The organism is Bacillus sp. B1(2022), from assembly GCF_040259625.1.
GTDB classification, from domain to species: domain Bacteria; phylum Bacillota; class Bacilli; order Bacillales; family Bacillaceae; genus Bacillus; species Bacillus velezensis.
This window is the reverse complement of sequence record NZ_JANIFO010000011.1, coordinates 126,948-147,015: the sequence shown is the minus strand read 5'-3', so window position 1 is coordinate 147,015 and position 20,068 is coordinate 126,948. Positions and strand designations below refer to the sequence as shown.

Annotated in this window: 19 protein-coding genes; 8 read left to right on the top strand and 11 right to left on the bottom strand. The window is 46.1% G+C overall.

Annotated elements, in window-relative coordinates; translation table 11 throughout:
* Positions 1-100 precede the first annotated feature (100 nt).
* Positions 101-1,489: a sugar porter family MFS transporter gene (locus tag NQS30_RS17755; protein ID WP_007407844.1), complete on the top strand. Its 1,389-nt coding sequence runs from the start codon at positions 101-103 to the stop codon at positions 1,487-1,489.
* 42 nt (positions 1,490-1,531) lie between these two features.
* Here NQS30_RS17755 and htpG read toward each other — a convergent pair whose 3' ends face one another.
* Together htpG and NQS30_RS17745 are read right to left on the bottom strand one after the other, a co-directional pair.
* A complete protein-coding gene (htpG, locus tag NQS30_RS17750; RefSeq protein ID WP_025285538.1) occupies positions 1,532-3,412 on the bottom strand; it encodes a molecular chaperone HtpG in 1,881 nt (626 codons plus the stop codon).
* 171 nt (positions 3,413-3,583) lie between these two features.
* Positions 3,584-3,832 (bottom strand): hypothetical protein, encoded by a 249-nt coding sequence (locus NQS30_RS17745; protein WP_007614882.1) that lies wholly within the window; start codon positions 3,830-3,832, stop codon positions 3,584-3,586.
* Positions 3,833-3,960: 128 nt separating this feature from the next.
* Here NQS30_RS17745 and NQS30_RS17740 point away from each other — a divergent pair, with 128 nt between their 5' ends.
* On the top strand, positions 3,961-4,782 hold the full coding sequence (locus NQS30_RS17740) for an SDR family oxidoreductase (RefSeq protein ID WP_218791428.1): 822 nt from the start codon (positions 3,961-3,963) through the stop codon (positions 4,780-4,782).
* Between the two features lie 57 nt (positions 4,783-4,839).
* On the opposite strand, the gene NQS30_RS17735 is transcribed toward NQS30_RS17740, so the two are convergent.
* From NQS30_RS17735 to NQS30_RS17720, 4 genes are all read right to left on the bottom strand, one after another.
* Positions 4,840-5,439: a response regulator transcription factor gene (locus NQS30_RS17735; RefSeq protein WP_007407848.1), complete on the bottom strand. Its 600-nt coding sequence runs from the start codon at positions 5,437-5,439 to the stop codon at positions 4,840-4,842.
* The gene (locus NQS30_RS17730) at positions 5,436-6,572 is read right to left on the bottom strand and encodes a sensor histidine kinase (protein ID WP_218791429.1); all 1,137 of its coding nucleotides are present in this window, start codon (positions 6,570-6,572) and stop codon (positions 5,436-5,438) included. Before NQS30_RS17730 ends, NQS30_RS17735 begins: the two co-directional genes overlap by 4 nt.
* Positions 6,573-6,690: 118 nt before the next feature.
* Complete coding sequence (desA, locus tag NQS30_RS17725) at positions 6,691-7,740, bottom strand: Delta(5) desaturase DesA (protein WP_012118854.1); 1,050 nt, start codon at positions 7,738-7,740, stop codon at positions 6,691-6,693.
* Between the two features lie 247 nt (positions 7,741-7,987).
* Positions 7,988-9,145: a TetR/AcrR family transcriptional regulator gene (locus NQS30_RS17720; RefSeq protein WP_059367485.1), complete on the bottom strand. Its 1,158-nt coding sequence runs from the start codon at positions 9,143-9,145 to the stop codon at positions 7,988-7,990.
* Positions 9,146-9,286: 141 nt separating this feature from the next.
* Here NQS30_RS17720 and NQS30_RS17715 point away from each other — a divergent pair, with 141 nt between their 5' ends.
* Entirely contained in the window at positions 9,287-10,624 is a 1,338-nt protein-coding gene (locus NQS30_RS17715; protein ID WP_012118856.1) for an aldehyde dehydrogenase family protein, read from the top strand.
* A gap of 37 nt (positions 10,625-10,661) precedes the next feature.
* Here the strand turns inward: NQS30_RS17715 and NQS30_RS17710 are convergent, their stop codons facing one another.
* Complete coding sequence (locus NQS30_RS17710; protein ID WP_089072494.1) at positions 10,662-11,882, bottom strand: outer membrane protein assembly factor BamB family protein; 1,221 nt, start codon at positions 11,880-11,882, stop codon at positions 10,662-10,664.
* Positions 11,883-12,012: 130 nt separating this feature from the next.
* A complete protein-coding gene (locus NQS30_RS17705; protein WP_015240917.1) occupies positions 12,013-12,432 on the bottom strand; it encodes a DUF5391 family protein in 420 nt (139 codons plus the stop codon).
* A gap of 142 nt (positions 12,433-12,574) precedes the next feature.
* Between NQS30_RS17705 and NQS30_RS17700 the strand changes: the two genes are divergently transcribed.
* The 3 genes from NQS30_RS17700 to NQS30_RS17690 all read left to right on the top strand — a co-directional run bounded on the left by NQS30_RS17700 (position 12,575) and on the right by NQS30_RS17690 (position 14,656).
* Positions 12,575-12,886 carry an ArsR/SmtB family transcription factor gene (locus tag NQS30_RS17700; RefSeq protein WP_015240918.1) on the top strand — a complete coding sequence of 104 codons (312 nt, stop codon included), beginning with the start codon at positions 12,575-12,577 and terminating at the stop codon, positions 12,884-12,886.
* A 78-nt stretch (positions 12,887-12,964) separates the two neighbouring features.
* Entirely contained in the window at positions 12,965-14,131 is a 1,167-nt protein-coding gene (locus NQS30_RS17695) for an MFS transporter (protein WP_038460489.1), read from the top strand.
* Positions 14,132-14,200: 69 nt separating this feature from the next.
* Entirely contained in the window at positions 14,201-14,656 is a 456-nt protein-coding gene (locus NQS30_RS17690) for an RDD family protein (protein WP_014419310.1), read from the top strand.
* Positions 14,657-14,692: 36 nt separating this feature from the next.
* Here the strand turns inward: NQS30_RS17690 and NQS30_RS17685 are convergent, their stop codons facing one another.
* The 3 genes from NQS30_RS17685 to NQS30_RS17675 all read right to left on the bottom strand — a co-directional run bounded on the left by NQS30_RS17685 (position 14,693) and on the right by NQS30_RS17675 (position 17,366).
* Positions 14,693-15,379: a VOC family protein gene (locus NQS30_RS17685; protein WP_218791430.1), complete on the bottom strand. Its 687-nt coding sequence runs from the start codon at positions 15,377-15,379 to the stop codon at positions 14,693-14,695.
* Between the two features lie 37 nt (positions 15,380-15,416).
* Positions 15,417-16,307 (bottom strand): M48 family metalloprotease, encoded by an 891-nt coding sequence (locus NQS30_RS17680; protein ID WP_025285545.1) that lies wholly within the window; start codon positions 16,305-16,307, stop codon positions 15,417-15,419.
* 147 nt (positions 16,308-16,454) lie between these two features.
* Entirely contained in the window at positions 16,455-17,366 is a 912-nt protein-coding gene (locus tag NQS30_RS17675) for a restriction endonuclease (RefSeq protein WP_015240924.1), read from the bottom strand.
* Positions 17,367-17,956: 590 nt separating this feature from the next.
* Here NQS30_RS17675 and ahpC point away from each other — a divergent pair.
* Together ahpC and ahpF are read left to right on the top strand one after the other, a co-directional pair.
* Positions 17,957-18,520, top strand: a complete 564-nt coding sequence (gene ahpC, locus NQS30_RS17670; protein WP_004393188.1) for an alkyl hydroperoxide reductase subunit C — start codon at positions 17,957-17,959, stop codon at positions 18,518-18,520.
* A 13-nt stretch (positions 18,521-18,533) separates the two neighbouring features.
* Positions 18,534-20,063, top strand: coding sequence for an alkyl hydroperoxide reductase subunit F (ahpF, locus tag NQS30_RS17665; RefSeq protein ID WP_007614902.1), 1,530 nt, complete (start codon positions 18,534-18,536; stop codon positions 20,061-20,063).
* Positions 20,064-20,068 lie beyond the last annotated feature (5 nt).

Sequence of the window (20,068 nt, the reverse complement as noted above, 5' to 3'; positions counted from 1 at the left end):
AAGGGGCGTGTTTTTTTTATGTTTATATTTTTCTCTTCGGGGAATGAAATAGTTATCTAAATAAACTATTATGCGTTCCAAAAGATGAGGAGGATCATCTGTGAAGAAAAACACCAAAAAATACCTGATTTACTTTTTCGGAGCATTAGGCGGGCTGCTTTACGGCTATGACACCGGTGTGATTTCAGGGGCTTTGTTATTTATTAACAATGATATTCCTTTAAACACGCTGACCGAGGGATTGGTCGTCAGCATGCTGCTGCTCGGTGCGATTTTCGGGTCCGCATTAAGCGGGACATGCTCTGACCGATGGGGCCGGAGAAAAGTGGTTTTCGTCCTTTCACTCATTTTTATTATCGGCGCGCTTGCCTGTGCGGCTTCGCAAACCGTCACCATGCTGATTATCTCCCGTGTCATTCTCGGGTTAGCCGTCGGGGGCTCAACGGCGCTGGTTCCCGTTTATCTATCTGAGATGGCGCCGACAAAAATACGCGGAACGCTCGGCACATTGAATAACTTAATGATTGTAACCGGAATTTTACTCGCATATATTGTGAATTACATATTCACCCCATTTGAAGCTTGGCGCTGGATGGTCGGTCTCGCCGCAGTACCGGCGGCGCTTTTATTAATCGGAATCGCGTTTATGCCGGAATCTCCGAGATGGCTCGTCAAACGCGGCCGTGAGCAGGAAGCCAGACAAGTCATGGAAATGACCCACGACAAAGAGGATATCGCCGTTGAATTGGCGGAAATGAAACAAGGAGAAGCCGAGAAAAAAGAATCTACGCTCGGCTTGCTGAAAGCCAAATGGATCCGCCCTATGCTGCTGATCGGGATCGGCCTCGCCATCTTCCAGCAGGCGGTCGGTATCAACACGGTGATTTACTATGCGCCGACCATCTTTACAAAGGCCGGACTCGGCACTTCGGCGTCCGTTCTCGGCACGATGGGCATCGGTGTCTTAAACGTCATCATGTGTATCACCGCCATGATCTTAATTGACCGGATCGGCCGGAAAAAACTGCTGATGTGGGGAAGTGTCGGCATTACCTTGAGCCTGGCGTCACTATCAGCCATTCTCCTTCTGGCCGGCCTGTCAGCTTCAACAGCATGGCTGACCGTGCTGTTTCTCGGCATCTATATCGTCTTCTACCAGGCGACATGGGGTCCCGTCGTATGGGTTCTGATGCCGGAGCTGTTCCCGTCAAACGCACGCGGAGCCGCAACCGGATTTACGACATTGATTCTGTCGGCAACCAACCTGATCGTTTCACTGGTATTCCCGCTTATGCTGAGCGCCATGGGCATCGGCTGGGTATTCGGAATATTCTCAGTCATTTGCCTCTCATCCTTCTTCTTCGCCGCTTACATCGTTCCTGAAACGAAGGGCAGAAGTTTAGAAGAAATCGAAACGCACTTGAAAAAACGGTTCTCCTTAAAGAAGCGCAGCAAACAAAATCAAATTCTTAAACAGCGCACACTGTAATAAAAAAAGGAATCGCCCCCGCTGGGCGATTCCTTTTTGGCGTCATACCATAACTTTGCAGATGTCATTCGTAAATTCGACCGGATCATGGATCGGCAGCCCTTCAATCAGAAGCGCCTGATTGTAGAGAAGATTTGTGTATAATGCCAGCTTTTCCCGATCTTGTCCGTGCGCGTTCTTTAACGTCTCAAACACTTCGTGATTCGGGTTGATTTCCAGCACTTTTTCCGCTTTGACCTGCTGGCTGTCAGGCATGGCGTTTAATACTTTTTCCATTTCGATCGTCACTTCGCCGTCTGTCGCAAAGCATACCGGATGGGATTTTAAACGTTTCGACGCTCTGACGTTCTTTACTTTATCCGCAAGAATCTCTTTCATGCTTTCGAACAGGTCTTTATATTCGTTCTCTTCGGCTTCAGTCTGCTTTTCATCCTCATCACTGTCGATGCCTAAGTCGGCGCTTGATACGGATTTGAATTCTTTTTCCTCATAGCTTGTCAGCATTTTGATCGCGAATTCATCAATATCTTCCGTGAAGTATAAAATTTCGTAGCCTTTGTCCGCCACCATTTCAGTTTGCGGCAGCTTTTCAATCCGCTCATATGAATCGCCGGACGCGTAATAGATATATTTTTGATCCTCAGGCATTCTGGACACATATTCGTCCAGAGTGACGAGCTTTTTCTCCTTAGATGAATAGAAGAGAAGCAGATCTTTTAAGACATCTTTATTCGCGCCGAAATCATTATAGACGCCGAATTTGAGCTGTCTGCCGAAAGATTCATAGAAAGATTCGTATTTTTCTCTTTTGTTCTTCAGCAGGCTCTTCAGCTCGGCTTTGATTTTTTTATTGATGTTTTTCGCAATCAGCTTCAGCTGGCGGTCGTGCTGCAGCATCTCTCTGGAAATGTTCAGCGACAGATCCTCAGAATCGACCATGCCTTTTACAAAACTGAAATGGTCCGGAAGCAGGTCGGCGCATTTGTTCATGATCAGCACGCCGTTGGAATACAGCTCCAATCCTTTTTCGAATTCCTTCGTATAATAGTCAAACGGCATGTTTTCCGGAATAAACAAAATCGAATTGTAGCGCACCGCTCCATCGACGCTGATATGCACATGGGTCAGCGGTTTATCAAAGCCGTAATGCTTCTCGGCGTAAAAAGCCTCGTAATCTTCATCCGTCAGCTCGCTTTTATTTTTTCTCCAGATCGGCACCATGCTGTTGACCGTCTGTTCTTCCTGAACTTCTTCAAATTCGTTCTCGCTGCCCTCTTTCGGCTTGTTGACCGTCTCTTCCATTTTGATCGGGTAGCGGATAAAATCAGAGTACTTTTTCACGATCGCTTTGATGCGGTAGTTTTCTAAAAACTCATCATAGCTTTCATCTTCTGTGTTTTCTTTTATTTGCAGGGTGATTTCCGTACCGACGGTTTCTTTGTCACACGGCGCGATCGTGTAGCCGGCAGCCCCTTCCGACTCCCATACATACGCCTCGTCACTGCCGAGCGCCTTACTTTTCACCGTGACTTTATCAGCCACCATAAACGCCGCATAAAATCCGACGCCGAACTGGCCGATAATGTCATGGCCATCTTTCGTGTCATTTTCTTGCTTGAAAGCGAGTGAACCGCTTTTCGCAATCGTGCCGAGATGCTGTTCAAGCTCGTCTTTTGTCATCCCGATACCGGTGTCTGTGACGGTGAGCGTTCTCGCTTCTTTGTCCGCCGTCACTTTTATGTAGTAATTGTCTTGATCAAACGTTAATGAATCATCGGTTAACGCCTTGTAATAGATTTTGTCAATCGCATCGCTCGCGTTGGAAATTAACTCGCGGAGAAAAATTTCCTTCTGCGTGTAAATGGAGTTAATCATCATGTCCAGCAATCGCTTGGATTCTGCTTTAAACTTTTTTTTCCGCACTTCAGATCTCTCCTTTAATTATGCTTTGATGTTATGTAAAATCTTTTCAGCATCTATTTATCATATACAGTGACAATTGTCAACTAGGATTAGCAGATGCATATATTGTAAATTTAACATGTTAATGGATTCATTTCACCCATTTTATCAATAAAAAAGAGAGAATGTTGATCATCCTCTCCTCTCTGCTTCTTTCCGGCGGCCGAATTCCTTCTTCATCCATATGTATGACGGGTAGAAAAACAAACTAAATAAGATAAGAGATCCCAAGTTTCGCAAAGACTCATGCAGAACATTTCTTACAGTGAGAGGAAATATGATGTCCTGAAATAGAATAGAGATAACGGTGTAAATCACAAATCCCATAGGAACAATGGCATAACAATAAAACGCTATCTCCTTCTTATGCTGTATCTTCAAAATATGTAAACCTCCCAATGATGTATATACATAATATTAACATATTTAATAGGTATTTAGAAACAGACCTCCGTATGTTTATCCCCCTATTCAGCGGGAACAGATATAAAAAAAGGAGGAATCGCAATATGGGAAGATTAACAGACAAAACCGCAATCATCACAGGGGCCGCGACAGGCATCGGACAAGCGACGGCACGGGTTTTCGCCGATGAAGGCGCCCGCGTGATCTGCGGTGACATCAATGAAAGCGAACTGAATGAAACCGTCAGCGCCATCAGAAAAAACGGCGGAGAAGCAGAAGCCTTTCACCTTGATGTATCAGACGAAGAAAACGTAAAGTCTTTTGCGGACGGCATTCAGCAAAAGTACGGAACAATTGATATTCTGTTTAACAATGCCGGTGTTGACCAAGAGGGCGGAAAAGTTCATGAATACCCGGTCGACCTGTTTGACCGGATCATCGCCGTCGATCTGCGCGGCACATTTCTTTGCAGCAAATACCTGATTCCGCTCATGCTCGAAAAAGGAGGCTCCATCATCAACACCTCCTCCATGTCCGGCCGGGCCGCAGACCTTGACCGCTCAGGCTATAACGCCGCAAAAGGCGGAATCACGAACCTGACGAGAGCGATGGCCATTGATTACGCCAGAAGCGGAATCCGCGTCAATTCCTTATCGCCGGGGACGATTGAAACGCCGCTCATTGATAAATTGGCAGGCACGACAGAAGACGAAATGGGCGAAGCGTTCCGTGAAGCCAACAAATGGATCACGCCGCTCGGCCGGCTCGGAAAACCGGGAGAAATGGCAGCCGTCGCGCTCTTCCTCGCTTCAGACGACAGCTCTTACGTCACGGGAGAAGACATCACCGCAGACGGCGGCATCATGGCATACACTTGGCCGGGAAAAATGCTGATTGATAAGAAGTGGAAGGAAGAGACGGAGTGACGGCGAAAAAGAAACAAGCCAGTGCAAAAAACACTGGCTGAACAAGCTGAGGGCGGGTTACTTAAACCAGCCCTTTTCTTTTGATCGGGTAATGGCTTCAATTCGATTTTTCACTTCTAATTTATCCAGGATCATCGAAACGTAATTGCGGACTGTGCCGCTTTTGATGCTGAGGGCGTTTGCGATTTCTTTCGTGTTTTTCCCGTCTGCGACAAGCTCGAGCACCTCTTTTTCCCGTTCGGTCAGCGGGTTTTCTTCACTATAGATGTCCTCCATTAATTCAGGGGCGTAGACGCGTCTTCCTTTCATGACGCTGCGGATGGCGCTGACGAGCTCATCGCTCGGGCTGTCCTTGAGCATGTACCCGCTGACGCCTGCTTTTAGCGCCCGCTGAAAATAGCCGGAGCGGGCAAAGGTCGTCAAAATGATGATTTTCACACCGCTGTCCTTGAGTTCTTCTGCCGCTTCAAGACCTGATTTCCCGGGCATTTCGATATCCATCAGACAGATGTCGGGCGCATGTTTTTCCACGAAATCGATGGCATCCTGGCCGCTTGTGCCTTTACCGACAACCGTCATATCCTCTTCTAAATTCAACAGCGAACCGAGTGCGCCGAGCAGCATTTGCTGATCCTCGGCAATGAAGATGTTGATCATCTGCTACCATCCTTTTCTTTTGATTTTGAATCATTCGGGATTCTCATGGTCAGCTTTGTTCCGGCGGCTGTATCGATGGCTAAACTGCCGTTTGCGAATTCAAGACGTTCCCTCATTCCAAGCAGGCCGTGCCCCTTTGAAAAAAAGCGGTCTTCTTTGCATTGAAAGCTGCCGTCATCTTCTACCGTAATGACAACCTCTTTCCAAAGCTGCTGAATGGTGATGCGGCATACTTTGGCGCCGCTGTGTTTCACGACATTGGTGACGGCTTCTTTAATGCACATGCTGACGATGTTTTCGTTCAGCAAAGAGATATGTTTGGGCGCTTCTTTTTCTTCATACACAAAATCAATTCCTGCCGCTTCAAGAATTTGCCGAACATTGCCGAGCTCATCCTTCAATCGGATGCCTTTCATCGACGAGACAATTTGTCTGACCTCATTTAAGGAGGTGCGGGCCGTCTGCTGCACGCTTTTCAGCTCAGTGCGGGCCTGTTCAGGGTCCTTGTATATCAGCTTTCGGGCGAGGTCGCTTTTCAGTCCGATTAAGGAGAGCTTTTGTCCAAGTGTATCGTGAAGGTCCCGGGCGATGCGCTGCCTTTCTTCCAGCTTCACAAGATCGGCGATTCGCTCATTTGCATATTCTAATTTCTCCTCAAGGCGCTCCCGTGCCTTTCTGCTTCGAATGCTGAGCGGGAGCAGGATGGCACTGATCAGTGTAATGACGATAAACGGAATTTGTGTCAAAAACCACCCTTTTTTCAGAACAAGGCTGAAGTTGACGGCAACCGCCGCACTGATGATATGAATGTAATATAAGATGTAAAAAGGAACTTTGTCTCGGATATGGCCGATGAAGTAGGCGATAAAGAAGGCGAAGTAAATATAGCTGAACAGCATAACTGAGCCGGTCGAAATGCCGATCAGAAGAAGCGCCCATAAGTAAAGCGGCCAGCCTTTTGCAACAAATGCAAAGCGGTATGCGCCAAAGAAAACAAGTGTGAACATGATGCCGGCTACGATGACAAAGGTAGAAGAGCTTTTAAAAATAAAATAAAAAGGCAAGATGAAAAAAATCATCCATATATAAGGAGAAATCCCGTTCAGTTTTTGAAATTTAAAATATTTCTTCATCCTTATTCCACCTTCTGCTGCTTGTGTCTACCATCACTTTATCAAAACACCGCCTTCATTGCATCCTCACGCATGAAGAGAAGGCCCTTTCTGATAAGAGAAAGAGCCGCGCGCCATATCAGGCATTTTTCTTCAAAGGTTCTTTCGGCACCGGATGGGGCGCCGGTTTTTTCCGCGCCTCCCGAAAGGTGACAAATTGCTTTTCGTCCTCATCCCACAGACGGAATTTCATGGATTCAAGACTTGTTTTAAGCGTAATGGTCGGTACGTTTTTTAAAGGCTCGTGCCCCTCATGAGCGGCTTCCAGCTTGTAGTTCGGCACTTTCGGGCTTAAGTGGTGGACATGATGGTAGCCGATATTGCCTGTCAGCCATTGCAAAAGCTTCGGAAGCTTGTAAAAGGAGCTTCCTTCTACCGCGGCCTGCACATAATCCCAATGCTCATCGGCTTCAAAATAAGAATCCTCAAACGTGTGCTGAACATAAAAGAGCCAGACGCCGATTGACCCCGAAATAAGGAAAATCGGACCTTGAACAAGCAAAAAGTTTTCCCAGCCGACAAGCAGGCACGTCGCAGCAGCCAATAAGACAATCGCCGCGTTCGTGAAATAGGTGTTCCAGCGCTCCTTGCGGCGGGCGCCTTTTACATTGAAACGGTTTTGAATCAGAAATACGTAAATCGGGCCGAGAATAAACATAATAAACGGATTGCGATAAAGTCTGTAGCGTACTTTTGTCCAAGCTGACGCTTCGTTGTATTCCTTGACGGTCATCATCCAAATATCGCCGGTGCCCCGTTTATCTAAGTTGCTGCTTGTCGCATGATGAATGGAGTGGCTGCGCTGCCATTGAAGGAACGGAAACAGTGTCAGCACACCTGAAATAAACCCGAACAGCCGGTTCAGTTTCTTTTGTTTGAAAAAGGATTGGTGGCAGCAGTCGTGGAAAATAATAAAGATTCTTGTCAAAAATCCCGCTGCTATAACAGTAAAGGCGAGGGTCAGAAGATAGGAGACATTGAGGCTGAAGTAAGCAAGAAACCAAAGGGCAAAAAACGGCACAAACGTGTTGAAAAGCTGATTGACACTATGCTTTGTATCGGCACCGGAAAATGCAGCAACCTGCTTTTTTAAAGATGCTTGTTTTTGAGTTGCGGCGTGATTGGTCATGAATGTCATATCCCCTTTTTTTTATTATAATTCCAAGTATACCGAGGCGCTCGCGGCGGTTGTAGTAGCAGCCATCATGCCCCGAATATGACATTTGTCATGTTTGGCGGCAGAATGCTGATCAGGCGGCATATGGAAGGTATCTTTTTTATGAGGGATAAAGCCGGACACTTCATATCGGCACTTCTCAATGAAAACAGCAAAAAAGAACCCGGCCTGTTTTCGGCTGAGTTCTTTTTCATCATCCTCACAGCAAAATCACCCGATACTTCTTTACATCCAAAAACTGCAGAAACTCCCGGGCCAGCATGTCCGGCGCGTGGTCTTTTCCTTCATGAAGACGATATTGAATCAAGCCGGCGAGCATGGACGCGACATAATATGCATAGAGTTTTTTGCCCGCCTGAATGTGCAGGGGCTGATGAAGATAAAACGATTGCAGCGCTCTGAACATTTCCGGAATGACGTCAGGCACTCCGGAGCCCTCTCTCAGAAAATGGACGAGCGGCAGGCCTTCCGACAGTGCCGAAAAGAGACGGACGAGCGCGGCTTCCGCTTCTTCCATGGAGCAATCGGCAGGCTCTCCTTTTACCGTCAATAATCCGATCAGATCCCGGCATGATTGATGGATGATCGTTTTCAGCAATGCTTCTTTGTTGGCGTAATGGTCATAAAAAGTGGCGCGGCGGAGGTTGCTTTGACGGGCAATATCGGAAATCGTAATCGCCGCGTACTCTTTTTTTTCTGCCATTAAGCCGATCATGGCTTCTTGCAAGGCCTGCCTCGTCCTTGTCACCCGGCGGTCGGCGGGCTTTTTTTCTTCTTGTTCCGGCACCCGGCGGCCAAACAGCCAGTAAAACCGTTTTTGAGAAATCAAATCCCACACCTGTCCGCTGATCGCTTCCGGGGATGCCCCGGGCTCCTCATTCAGCCAGTACAACACAATGGCATACGTGTATAAAGCGCGGTAATGAATGTACATATCCTGTTCAGTCGGTGAGAAATCCGCATTGACCGGTGACAGCAGCACATCATGCCGGAACACATCTTTTAAAAAAGCATGAAAGTGAAAATAGGGCATTTTATTGCGGTCCATCATCGTTTGAAAAAACACCCGATGCCGATCAACAAAAGACAGGGTCGGATGCACTTTTTGCCATCCGCCATGTAAATGAAGCACATCTTTATTCTTCAGTGAATCATACAGCGCTTCGCTCAGCCCGTCTTTCATTTCTTCCTCTATATCCTTTAAAATCGCATATTTATCTTCGTAATAAAGGTACAGTGTCCCCCGGCTCACATGCGCCCGTTCGGCGATGTCCTTCATGGTCACACGGCGGATATCCCGCTCTCCAAGCATGGTCAAAAGCGCTTGTTTGATGTCAGTTGTCACAGAATCCGGCATAAGAGACACTCCTTTCATTAGACAGATCACCGCAATTTGTACGGTAACGTATAGATGTGTTTACGCTGTCTTTGCCGCAAAAACACATCACATTATAATAGGCCCTGAAGAAACAAAAAAGCAACCAGAGGGGGAAGACCGATGGATCAGCATATAAAAGCAGACATCAAACGCGTCTTTGAGCTTCAGAAAAAAAATCAAAAAACGCTGCGTGCTTCAACAGCCGGGCAGCGCAGAGAAAAGCTTCAGCGCTTTTTAGATGCCGTCACCGCACATGAAGAAGAAATCATCGAGGCGATCAGACGGGACGTCCGCAAGCCTTATCATGAGGTGAAAAGAGCGGAAACGCAGGGAACGATCAAGGCGATTAAAGATAATATGAACAATCTCGACACCTGGATGGCGCCGAAACGCGTCGGCTCATCCGTCAGCCCCGACGCTGACGGCGTATTAATGTACGAGCCAAAAGGCCTTACCTTAATTCTCGGCCCATGGAATTATCCGTTTATGCTGACGATGGCTCCGCTTGCGGCTGCCATTGCGGCCGGCAACAGCGCGATTGTGAAGCTGTCCGATTTTACAATGGAGACGAGCCATATCGCCGCGACAGTTATTCGCGAGGCATTTCACGAAGAAGAAGTCGCCATTTTTGAAGGTGAGGTCGATGTCGCCACAGAACTGCTCGACCAGCCGTTTGACCACATTTTCTTCACCGGAAGCACGAATGTCGGTAAAATCGTCATGACGGCAGCGGCGAAGCACTTGTCGTCCGTCACGCTTGAGCTTGGCGGAAAAAGCCCGACGATCATCGACAGCGGCTATGATTTGATGGACGCGGCGAAAAAAATCGCCGTCGGCAAATTTGTCAATGCGGGGCAAACATGTATCGCACCTGACTATCTCCTTATGAAGAAAGAAGTGCAGAGCACCTTTACAGATCTCCTGCAAACCATTGTCAATGCAGGTTTTATGGAGGATGATCATACGGTTGACCGCAACAAATTCACGCAGATTGTCAACGACCGCAACTTTAACCGTGTCAAAGCCCTGTATGATGACGCCATTGAAAAAGGGGCGAAAACGGCGTTCGGCGGCGTATTCGATGCGCATGACCGCACGATTTCTCCGACCGTGCTGACAAACGTGACGCCTGATATGAAGATCATGCAGGAAGAAATCTTCGCACCGATTCTGCCGATTATGAATTACGAAGATATCAGTGAAGCCGTTGATTACATCACTGAACGGGACAAGCCGCTTGCCTTGTATGTATTCAGCCATAATCAGGAGCTGATCGATTATGTGCTGCAGCATACGACATCCGGCAATGCTTCTGTCAATGATGTCGTCGTTCATTTCACTGACGTCAACCTTCCGTTCGGCGGTGTCAATACGAGCGGGATCGGTTCATATCACGGTGTGTACGGCTTTAAAGAATTTTCTCATGAAAAAGGCGTATTTATTCAAGCCTCTAAATAAAAAAAGAATCCGCGCAGATGACGCGGATTCTTTTTTATTATTTTTTTGCCCCGAATGCGAGCAGTTTCGTATAAGTGCCGACATAGAGCGTGCCGTCTTCAGCCAGAACCGGGGAGGAAATGACATTGCTGTCTGTTTGATAGCGCCATTTTTCATTACCGTCAGCGTCAACCGCATAGACATTTTTATCGTCAGAACCGAAGTACACATTGCCGTCCGCATCAATCAGCGGCGCCGTTCTCACAGGCCCGTCCGTATAGAAAGACCAGTTCATATTGCCGGTTTTGCTGATGGAAAACAGCTCGCCGCTTCCGGAACCGATATACACATTGCCGTTATGGTCGATCGCTAATGAAGAGCTGGAGAAACCGTTTAACGGGAACGTCCACTTTACAGCACCCGTTGATGTATAGGCGTATAAATTGCCGTCCTGGTTTCCGGCGTAAACGGTGCCGTCTCTATCAATAACCGGATAGCCTTTAAACCCGTTGGACGTCGTTTTTGACCATTTCACTTGGCCCGTTCCGGAATTGATCGCGTAAAAGATATTATTGTACGTTGCCGTATACAGCGTGCCGTTTGACGCTAACACGGGAGCGGAGCCGACCACGCCGTTTGTTTTAAACTTCCACTTTTGCGTCCATGTCGAAGGCGACGTCGGTTTAATCGCATAGATATAGTTATCCAGCGTCGACACATACAGCGTGCCGTCAGAGCCGATAGCCGCATCGGAACTCGGCGCTCCGCTCAGCGGAACCGATGTTAAAATGTTTCCGGTTTCTTTGTCGATGAAATATAGTTTTTTATCGTGAGAAGGAAGATAAATGACACCGTTTGTTCCGAGCACCGGAGTCAGCGTATAGGTCGTCCCGAGGTTTTCCGTCACCCATTTCACAGTACCGTCCGGATGATACGCCGTCAGCTTCCCGTCTTTTGATTGAATAAATACGGTGCCGTCCCCATCAACCGCGGCTCCCGCACCGTTTTGAGGATTGGCCGGAACATTCTTTTCCCATTTTAATGCGCCATCGGCAGTGCTTGTAAACCGGCTTTCTCTTGACCAGTTGAACATCGTCGGAGACATCGCCTGCGCGTCATACCGTCCCGCCAAGAAACCGGATGCCGCATGATTTTGTTTAAATACCGTTTCCGCAGCTTGAGCAGCCGCCGGATGCAGCCATTTTGCCCCCGGCAGATCAGAAACCGCTCCCACAGATAAAGCCGCAGCAACCGCAGCGCCGGCCGCCAATGTTTTCATTCGCAATGAAGCTGTCTTTTTTTTCAATGTCAGTTCCTCCCGTTTCTATTAAAAGCTGCTATATCACTTCGATCATACCATAATTAACCTATGAAATATTTGTATTTTCGGTAGATTTATAGAACAAATGTCACATAGCCTGCTGATGCTTCGGGGATGATCGAAACGCGGCAATATACCACACCACATTGACGATGAAAGCCGCGCCTGACCAAACGAAAAGGCCGTAATAAAGAGACAGCTCCTGCCCTAAGGAAATTGCGGTCAATAACGTCACCAACAAGACAGCCGCGCAAATGATAAGCCCGATTCCGCAAAAAACGGCCATGATGATTTTCATGACACGAATACCGAGAATATACAAAATGAGCGGGACCGCATATATAACAAAGATCTGGCCGACGGCGGCCCACATGCCCGCGGAATTAAAACGATTCGCGTTCGGCCCCGTTTCCGCAAGCGGAGAAAGCGAGACGAGGACCGGCAATAAACAAAACAGCAGAGCGGAAAGCAAGGTCACCGCAACCGCACCTTTTTTCTTTTGATTCATGTGAATATCCTCCTGACAATAACCCGGCTTTTTTACCGGTAATCTGATAATATGTTATATTTTAGCACGATTTTTACTTAATTTGAGAATGTTTTGTCAAAAACGAATTTACAAATCCAGAAAAATAGATATAATAAACGTTATGGAACCGATATTGATTCATAAAGCGCTATCTAACAAAACACGAAGTGATATTATGACGTGGCTTAAACACCCGGAAGACCATTTTGATGAAAGACCTTATCTTGAGCAGGGACTCAGTTTCCGCACCGGAATTTGCGTCGGTGATATTCAGGCAAAGTCGGGGCTTGCGCAGTCCGTCATCTCCAGCTACCTGCTGACCATGCAAAAAGCCGGCCTGCTGGAATCCGAACGAATCGGAAAGTGGACCTATTACAGAAGGAATGAAAAACAAATTAAAGCCTTTGCTGACTATGTTCAGCACCAGCTATAACCATGAAAGGAGGGCTTTTTTTGTTCTAACATATCTATTTTTCTATATATGTAGTTATAAAAGGAGGCATACATAACAATGAAAAAAAGCAGTTCCATCTTCATTCTGTTTTTGGCATTAGGGGTTTTCGGAATTATCACGACCGAAATGGGCATTATCGGCGTTCTTCCGCAAGTGGCGGACAGATTTCATATTTCTGCTTCAAAAGCGGGGTGGCTTGTCAGTATTTTCGCGTTCATCGTCGCTGTGTCGGGACCGTTTTTGACCTTGCTTGCTTCAGGCATAAACCGGAAAGTCATTCTGCTTTTGGCGGTGCTGATGTTTGCCGTTTCAAATGCGGTCTACGCGTATACGGCGCATTTCAGTGTCATGCTGGCGTTTCGGATCATTCCGGCTTTATGCCACCCGGTGTTCTTTTCTGTAGCGCTTGCGGCCGCGGCCCGGCTTGTCCCCGCCGGCCAATCCGGAAAAGCCGTAACGAAAGTCTTTTCAGGCATCACCGCCGGCTTTGCGTTCGGCGTGCCTTTCACGTCTTATCTGGCGGAGCGTCTCTCCCTTGAAGCCGCCTTCTTATTCGGCGCTATCATCAGTCTCATCGCATTCACGGGCATTCTTCTCTTTTTGCCATCCATGCCGGTCACAGAAAAAATGTCTTTCAGAAGTCAGCTCGGCATCCTTCGCAAACCGGCTTTGTGGCTCAATATCGCTGCCGTCACCTGTCTCTTTGCGGCCATGTTTTCTGTCTACAGCTATTTTGCGGAGTACCTCGGACGGGTGTCCCATATGAACGGCACATGGGTCAGCTTCATGCTGATGAGCTTCGGAGTGATTATGATAGCCGGGAATTTCGTCTTCGGCGCTTTGTTATATAAAAATATGAAAAAGACCGTCATCCTGTTTCCGCTTCTTTATACAGCCGCCTACTTGCTCATATACGGGTTTGGGACGTCTTTCGCGCCGATGGCCGTCCTCGTCTTCGTATGGGGCGCCGTTCATTCCGGCGGTCTCATTGTCAGCCAGACATGGCTTACTGCGGAAGCAAAGGAGGCGCCCGAATTCGGCAACAGCCTGTTTGTCTCTTTTTCCAACCTCGGCATCACCATCGGAACGGCGGCGGGCGGCTGGTTTATTTCACATTTGGGAATCCATCAGCTGATGTGGTGCGGCATCATGTTTGCCCTTCTGGCTTTCGGGCTGATCATGGGACGCTTGGCATGGGGAAAGAGGCTGCTCGCAAAAGCTTAAGCTCCGTTGCAAAATCCGGAATGATTACGTATAATATTCCAGATTAAAGCAAGGGAGAGAAAAAGATACATGGAAAGACCGGCAGGATTTTGGATTCGGTTTCTGGCTTACGTCATTGATCAAATCATCATAGGAATTCCGATTTTTATCATTCAATTTATGGTCTCTTTTTTATTTGCGGCAGGCGTTGCGGCGGCTGACCCCTTCATGACCGAAAATCAGTTTAACATCTCTTTTCTGGTGTTCGGCGTCATCCCGATTCTTGCGAGCTCTTTTGTGATCAGTATCTTATATTTCAGCCTGCTCACGGCCTCAAAGATGCAGGGGACCCTGGGAAAAGCATTGCTCGGCCTTAAGGTCGTCAATGAAGATGGCGGACGCATTTCCATCGGCCAGGCCTTCGGACGCGCTTTCGCATATATCATATCTAAGCTCATTCTTTATATCGGATTCATCATGGGCGCCTTCGGAGAGAAAAAAACGCTGCACGACATCATGTGCAGCACCCGTGTTGTCTATAAATAATGACCTCAAGTCCGGGCCTTTTGAGCCCGGGCTTTTTTATGACGGCTGTGCCCGCCTGATGTCAATGCCGCCCTTTCCGTCAGCCTCAATGCGGATCGTCCCGTTCACAATGACAGACAGCGGATGGAACTCCGCATGCTGATCAGAAAAAATCCAGCGGCGGCCGCTCGGCCCTAAAAGCAAAAACGCCCCATCATTGTAATCACCCATAAAATGAAACCCATTTTCCCTAAGAGGCGCATGCTTTCTCACCGGAATGCCGAAACGCTGCAGCTCCCTCCCGGTTGATACGACTTCGGCAGCCGTCAGATTCACCTCGCCGATATTCAGAACGGACTCAATCGAAAAATGTTTCGCGCTTGGCGGCGATGTTTCTCTCGCGATGAATTCCGCCAGATTGTTGGACGGATCTTTGAAATAAACGGAACGCGCCTGAATATGAGAGAAATACACCTCATCCTCCCCATCTTCCGTTTGAAAAACGACTTTATCCTTCATCCACGCCTTCGCCTCATCAAAACGATTATTCGGAATGTTAAACGCGAAATGATACGTCGGATGAGAGTGAGAATCGGCGCGCCTGAATTCCAACTCACTTTCTCCCGCCTTGATGGTAAACGAATCACCGGACTCATCAATTAAAGGAAAACCTAACATCCGTTCATAGAAGTGTTTCGTCTCCTCCAACGCACAACTGTACAAAGTAATGTTATTTATTTGCATGATCATACCCCCTTTGGTTATAAAGACAATGAATATATCAATATTCTTGTCTGACTCCGTTCAAAAATGATTCAATATTCTCAATTCGGTAAGCAGTATAGGGGTGAGTGGAAGCTAATAAAGCGATAAAACCTTTTCGAACGTCAATATTTTCACGTTCAATCCGATAGAAAAATTCTAACAGCTCATCTCCGAAACCCGCTTTCGCAGCTACTTCATCTGCCCGATATTCAAAATCTCTGCTTCCGATATTCACAAAATAAAATCCCAAACGGCAGTACGTTATGTAACACCATCCGACCAGCCTAAAGAATATATTTAATAACCCCCCAGACACAGAAGGATTTGATCCGCCGTTCAGAAGCCCTTCAATACACCCCAGAATAAAACATATAAAGAATCCCATCACATACAGCGGCAACAGTGCGATACTCAAAATAGTAAAACTGGAATTAAACATCACAAGGTGTAATGTGTCTTTAAAAGCAAGATGCGCATACTCATGGGCCAGTACCGCTTTTAGCTCACCATCACTTAAATTTCTCATAGCCGCCGAAGTCAATCCTATCGTTTTAAACCCCAGTGCAAATGCATTAATACCCTCATCATCTATTAAAAAAAGATCCGCTTTTTTCACATGAGGATAATGTCTTTGTACGCTTACAAAAACTTCATCGTTTAACCTTTCAAGGTACTCCTTTTCTCCAATGGTTGCCGGGCGCCTTAACCCGGCCCTTATTCTATTTCTCCAGTCTCCAAAAAGTCCATAATTCATAAAGAATAACAATCCGTAAATGGATAAAAAAAGAAGAACCGTTGGAAAAAGCGCCAAAGGAAATAATTTTCTGAAGATCATAATTGAAATCAAAACTGTCAGCCCAGACCAAACAATGTATAAATAATTGAACTTTGTTTTTCTAACTTCCATTTTTGATCACCCTTTTTTATTATGTTTGAATGATTTACCACTACTTAAACTGTCTTTTTATTATCGGTTTCGAAAATAGCATTGTAAAGATGACCATCCATTTTTTTCCGAAAAAGAGGTGCTGTTTTTAACAGCACCTCTTTTTAATCACTCTTCAAAGTAATCCAGGTCCACTCTCTTGATAACAAAAGTATTCTCTAAACTAACGCCGACATTATAGTTGAACATTAAATCCGTTAGCCTCTCTCCATCAATTAATATAATTTTTTTATCGATCACTTTAACATATTCTTTTGCGCCATCAGTAAATACAGATGTAGTAATAAACACACCCTTTTTCGCTTTTTTCCCATCCAGGCTGCCCGCAAATTTTTGTATTTCCGGCCTTGAAACAGAATCTTTCCACCTCTTGGCTTGAAGATAAATCATATCCAGCCCTAAAATGTCTTCTTTGATAACTCCATCTATGCCGCCATCTCCAGATCTCCCTATAGCCGTGCCTGCATCTGTTAATGAACCGCCATATCCAAGAGCAACAAGCAATTCTACGACTAGTTTTTCAAAAAAGGCAGGAGAACATTTGTATATTTGGTTCAGTAACTCTTCTTTAATCTCATTTTTAACAGCATTATAATTCTGTTCAATGATTTCATTGGGAGTTCTGGGCTCTGAAGTAATCGACGGCTCACTTTCCTGTTGATTGCTGTCTTTACCCGTCTGTTTGAATCTCTGAAAGCTCTTATACTTCATTAGAAATCTATTATCTATACTGGCGACACTCGGGTCATTAATTATTTCTAAGCCTTCGCTGGTGATCTGAAAAACACCCCGTCTGACAATGTCGATTAAACCGGCTTTACTTAAATATGTTCTTACCCAACCGATTCGATTATGAAGTACTTTTTGGTTTCCGCTGGGTAATAATTTTTCTGCATCTTCCTCTGACAGGTTTAACTCTTTTGCTAATTTCACGTATAAGTCTTGTAATCTGTGCTCCTTTTTATCTGAAAGAATCTTTAAAAAAGGGTACATAAATTCTTGATATCCTGGTATGGTCAACTTCTACACTCCTATTTAACGTCTTTGTTAAAACTGGCTTGATATTTATATTATTTTTGCGTTCCTAACACCCCTGCGTAAAACCATCTTCATTTCACACTTAAATCTCTTTCAAAAAATCACTCATGATGATATATGAGGTAAAGCTAATATAAGAACATCCGCTATCCATAATTGAATAAGTTCAAAACAAATATATATCTTTAAATTCCAGTCACTGGACTCATCATTTTTTTTAAAAACCTAACACCCATTCATAAAAGTGTTCCTGAACAAAGTTACTTTATTTGCATGACCGTCCCCTCTTTGGTTTATACTACCATATAGAGGGTGGATTCTTGATATTATTCTGCACCAATTGAGAATCCCCCTTTCGCCCGGCGCTAAACATGACAAACAGCGCCAAACCGCTTATACCAGGCGTTTTTAAACATCTAAAGCAAAAAAAGCAGAAAATAATACCCCATATAGCTTGACAAAAAATAAATGTTATTTAATAATCTATATATAATTAGAATTATTATTGAAAGATAAAGTGAATGCTTTGTCTTTTTAATATATTTCAAATCACATTTCAGGAGGAAGATATTATGTCTTTAATCGGAAAAGAAGTACTGCCATTCGAAGCAAAAGCTTTCAAAAACGGTGAATTCATCGATGTAACAAACGAAGATTTGAAAGGTCAATGGAGCGTTTTCTGCTTCTACCCAGCGGATTTCTCTTTCGTTTGCCCGACTGAACTTGAAGATCTTCAAGGACAATACGCTGCACTGAAAGAATTAGGTGTTGAAGTATACTCTGTTTCTACAGATACTCACTTCGTACACAAAGGCTGGCATGACAGCTCTGAAAAAATCGGCAAAATCACTTACGCAATGATCGGTGACCCATCTCAAACGATCTCCCGCAACTTCGACGTTCTTGACGAAGAAACTGGTCTTGCTGACCGCGGAACATTCATCATCGATCCTGATGGCGTTATCCAAACAGTTGAAATCAATGCAGGCGGTATCGGCCGTGACGCAAGCAACCTAGTTAACAAAGTAAAAGCAGCTCAATACGTTCGTCAAAACCCAGGTGAAGTCTGCCCGGCTAAATGGGAAGAAGGCGGCGAAACACTTACACCTAGCCTTGATTTGGTAGGTAAAATCTAAGGAGTGCATTCCATTGGTACTTGATGCAAATATCAAAGCACAATTAAATCAATACATGCAGCTAATTGAGAACGACATTGTTCTCAAAGTAAGCGCCGGTGACGATGACACTTCTAAGGACATGCTGGCTCTCGTTGACGAGCTGGCTTCCATGTCATCTAAAATTTCAGTTGAAAAAACTGAATTAAACAGAACACCGAGCTTCAGCGTTAATCGTACCGGAGAAGACACAGGCGTTACATTCGCCGGTGTTCCTCTCGGCCACGAATTTACATCATTAGTGCTGGCATTGCTTCAAGTCAGCGGCAGAGCGCCTAAGGCTGATCAAAAGGTCATTGACCAGATTAAGAACATCAGCGGAGAATACCGCTTTGAGTCTTATATCAGCCTGACGTGCCACAACTGCCCTGATGTCGTCCAAGCATTAAACATGATGAGCGTGCTCAACCCGAATATCACTCATACAATGATTGACGGCGCGGCATTCAAAGAAGAAGTGGAAAGCAAAAACATCATGGCTGTTCCGACTGTATTCTTAAACGGTGAATCTTTCGGAAGCGGCCGTATGACCATCGAAGAGATTCTCGCAAAAATGGGCAGCGGCGCAGATGCGTCTGAGTTTGCCGACAAAGAGCCGTTTGACGTTCTTGTTGTCGGCGGCGGCCCTGCCGGCGCAAGCGCGGCGATCTACACGGCGCGTAAAGGCATCCGCACCGGTGTCGTCGCTGAACGCTTCGGCGGCCAGGTACTCGACACCATGAGCATCGAAAACTTCATCAGCGTCAAAGCGACTGAAGGACCGAAGCTCGCTGCAAGCCTTGAAGAGCACGTGAAAGATTATGATATTGACGTCATGAACCTTCAGCGCGCGAAACGCCTTGAGAAAAAAGACCTCTTCGAACTTGAACTCGAAAACGGCGCTGTACTGAAAAGTAAAACAGTGATCCTTTCAACAGGTGCCCGCTGGCGCAATGTCAACGTACCTGGTGAGCAAGAGTTCAAAAACAAAGGTGTTGCATACTGCCCGCACTGTGACGGACCATTGTTTGAAGGCAAAGACGTAGCGGTTATCGGCGGCGGAAACTCCGGAATCGAAGCGGCGATTGACCTTGCAGGTATCGTCAATCACGTGACTGTGCTGGAATTCGCGCCTGAACTGAAAGCAGACGAAGTCCTGCAAAAACGTCTTTACAGCCTGCCAAACGTCACTGTGCACAAAAATGCACAAACGAAAGAAATCACAGGCGACCAAAACGTAAACGGCATTACGTTCGTTGACCGTGAAACAGGCGAAGAAAAACACGTTGAACTTCAAGGTGTATTCGTCCAAATCGGCCTCGTGCCTAATACAGAATGGTTAGACGAAACGGTCGAACGCAACCGCATCGGCGAAATCATCGTCGATAAGAGCGGCGCGACAAGCGTTCCCGGCCTATTTGCCGCAGGGGACTGCACAGACGGCCCGTACAACCAAATCATTATCTCCATGGGATCAGGTGCAACTGCCGCTTTAGGCGCATTTGATTATTTGATCCGGAATTAATGTGA

Bases quoted from the DNA above. Each gene is read 5' to 3' on its own strand.
- NQS30_RS17690 (WP_014419310.1), top strand. From the start codon at position 14,201: ATGGAAAGACCGGCAGGATTTTGGATTCGGTTTCTGGCTTACGTCATT.
- NQS30_RS17695 (WP_038460489.1), top strand. From the start codon at position 12,965: ATGAAAAAAAGCAGTTCCATCTTCATTCTGTTTTTGGCATTAGGGGTT.
- NQS30_RS17680 (WP_025285545.1), bottom strand. From the start codon at position 16,307: ATGGAAGTTAGAAAAACAAAGTTCAATTATTTATACATTGTTTGGTCT.
- NQS30_RS17730 (WP_218791429.1), bottom strand. From the start codon at position 6,572: ATGAAGAAATATTTTAAATTTCAAAAACTGAACGGGATTTCTCCTTAT.
- desA (WP_012118854.1), bottom strand. From the start codon at position 7,740: ATGACCAATCACGCCGCAACTCAAAAACAAGCATCTTTAAAAAAGCAG.
- NQS30_RS17735 (WP_007407848.1), bottom strand. From the start codon at position 5,439: ATGATCAACATCTTCATTGCCGAGGATCAGCAAATGCTGCTCGGCGCA.
- NQS30_RS17700 (WP_015240918.1), top strand. From the start codon at position 12,575: ATGGAACCGATATTGATTCATAAAGCGCTATCTAACAAAACACGAAGT.
- NQS30_RS17685 (WP_218791430.1), bottom strand. From the start codon at position 15,379: ATGCAAATAAATAACATTACTTTGTACAGTTGTGCGTTGGAGGAGACG.
- NQS30_RS17715 (WP_012118856.1), top strand. From the start codon at position 9,287: ATGGATCAGCATATAAAAGCAGACATCAAACGCGTCTTTGAGCTTCAG.
- NQS30_RS17710 (WP_089072494.1), bottom strand. From the start codon at position 11,882: ATGAAAACATTGGCGGCCGGCGCTGCGGTTGCTGCGGCTTTATCTGTG.
- NQS30_RS17705 (WP_015240917.1), bottom strand. From the start codon at position 12,432: ATGAATCAAAAGAAAAAAGGTGCGGTTGCGGTGACCTTGCTTTCCGCT.
- NQS30_RS17720 (WP_059367485.1), bottom strand. From the start codon at position 9,145: ATGCCGGATTCTGTGACAACTGACATCAAACAAGCGCTTTTGACCATG.
- NQS30_RS17740 (WP_218791428.1), top strand. From the start codon at position 3,961: ATGGGAAGATTAACAGACAAAACCGCAATCATCACAGGGGCCGCGACA.
- ahpC (WP_004393188.1), top strand. From the start codon at position 17,957: ATGTCTTTAATCGGAAAAGAAGTACTGCCATTCGAAGCAAAAGCTTTC.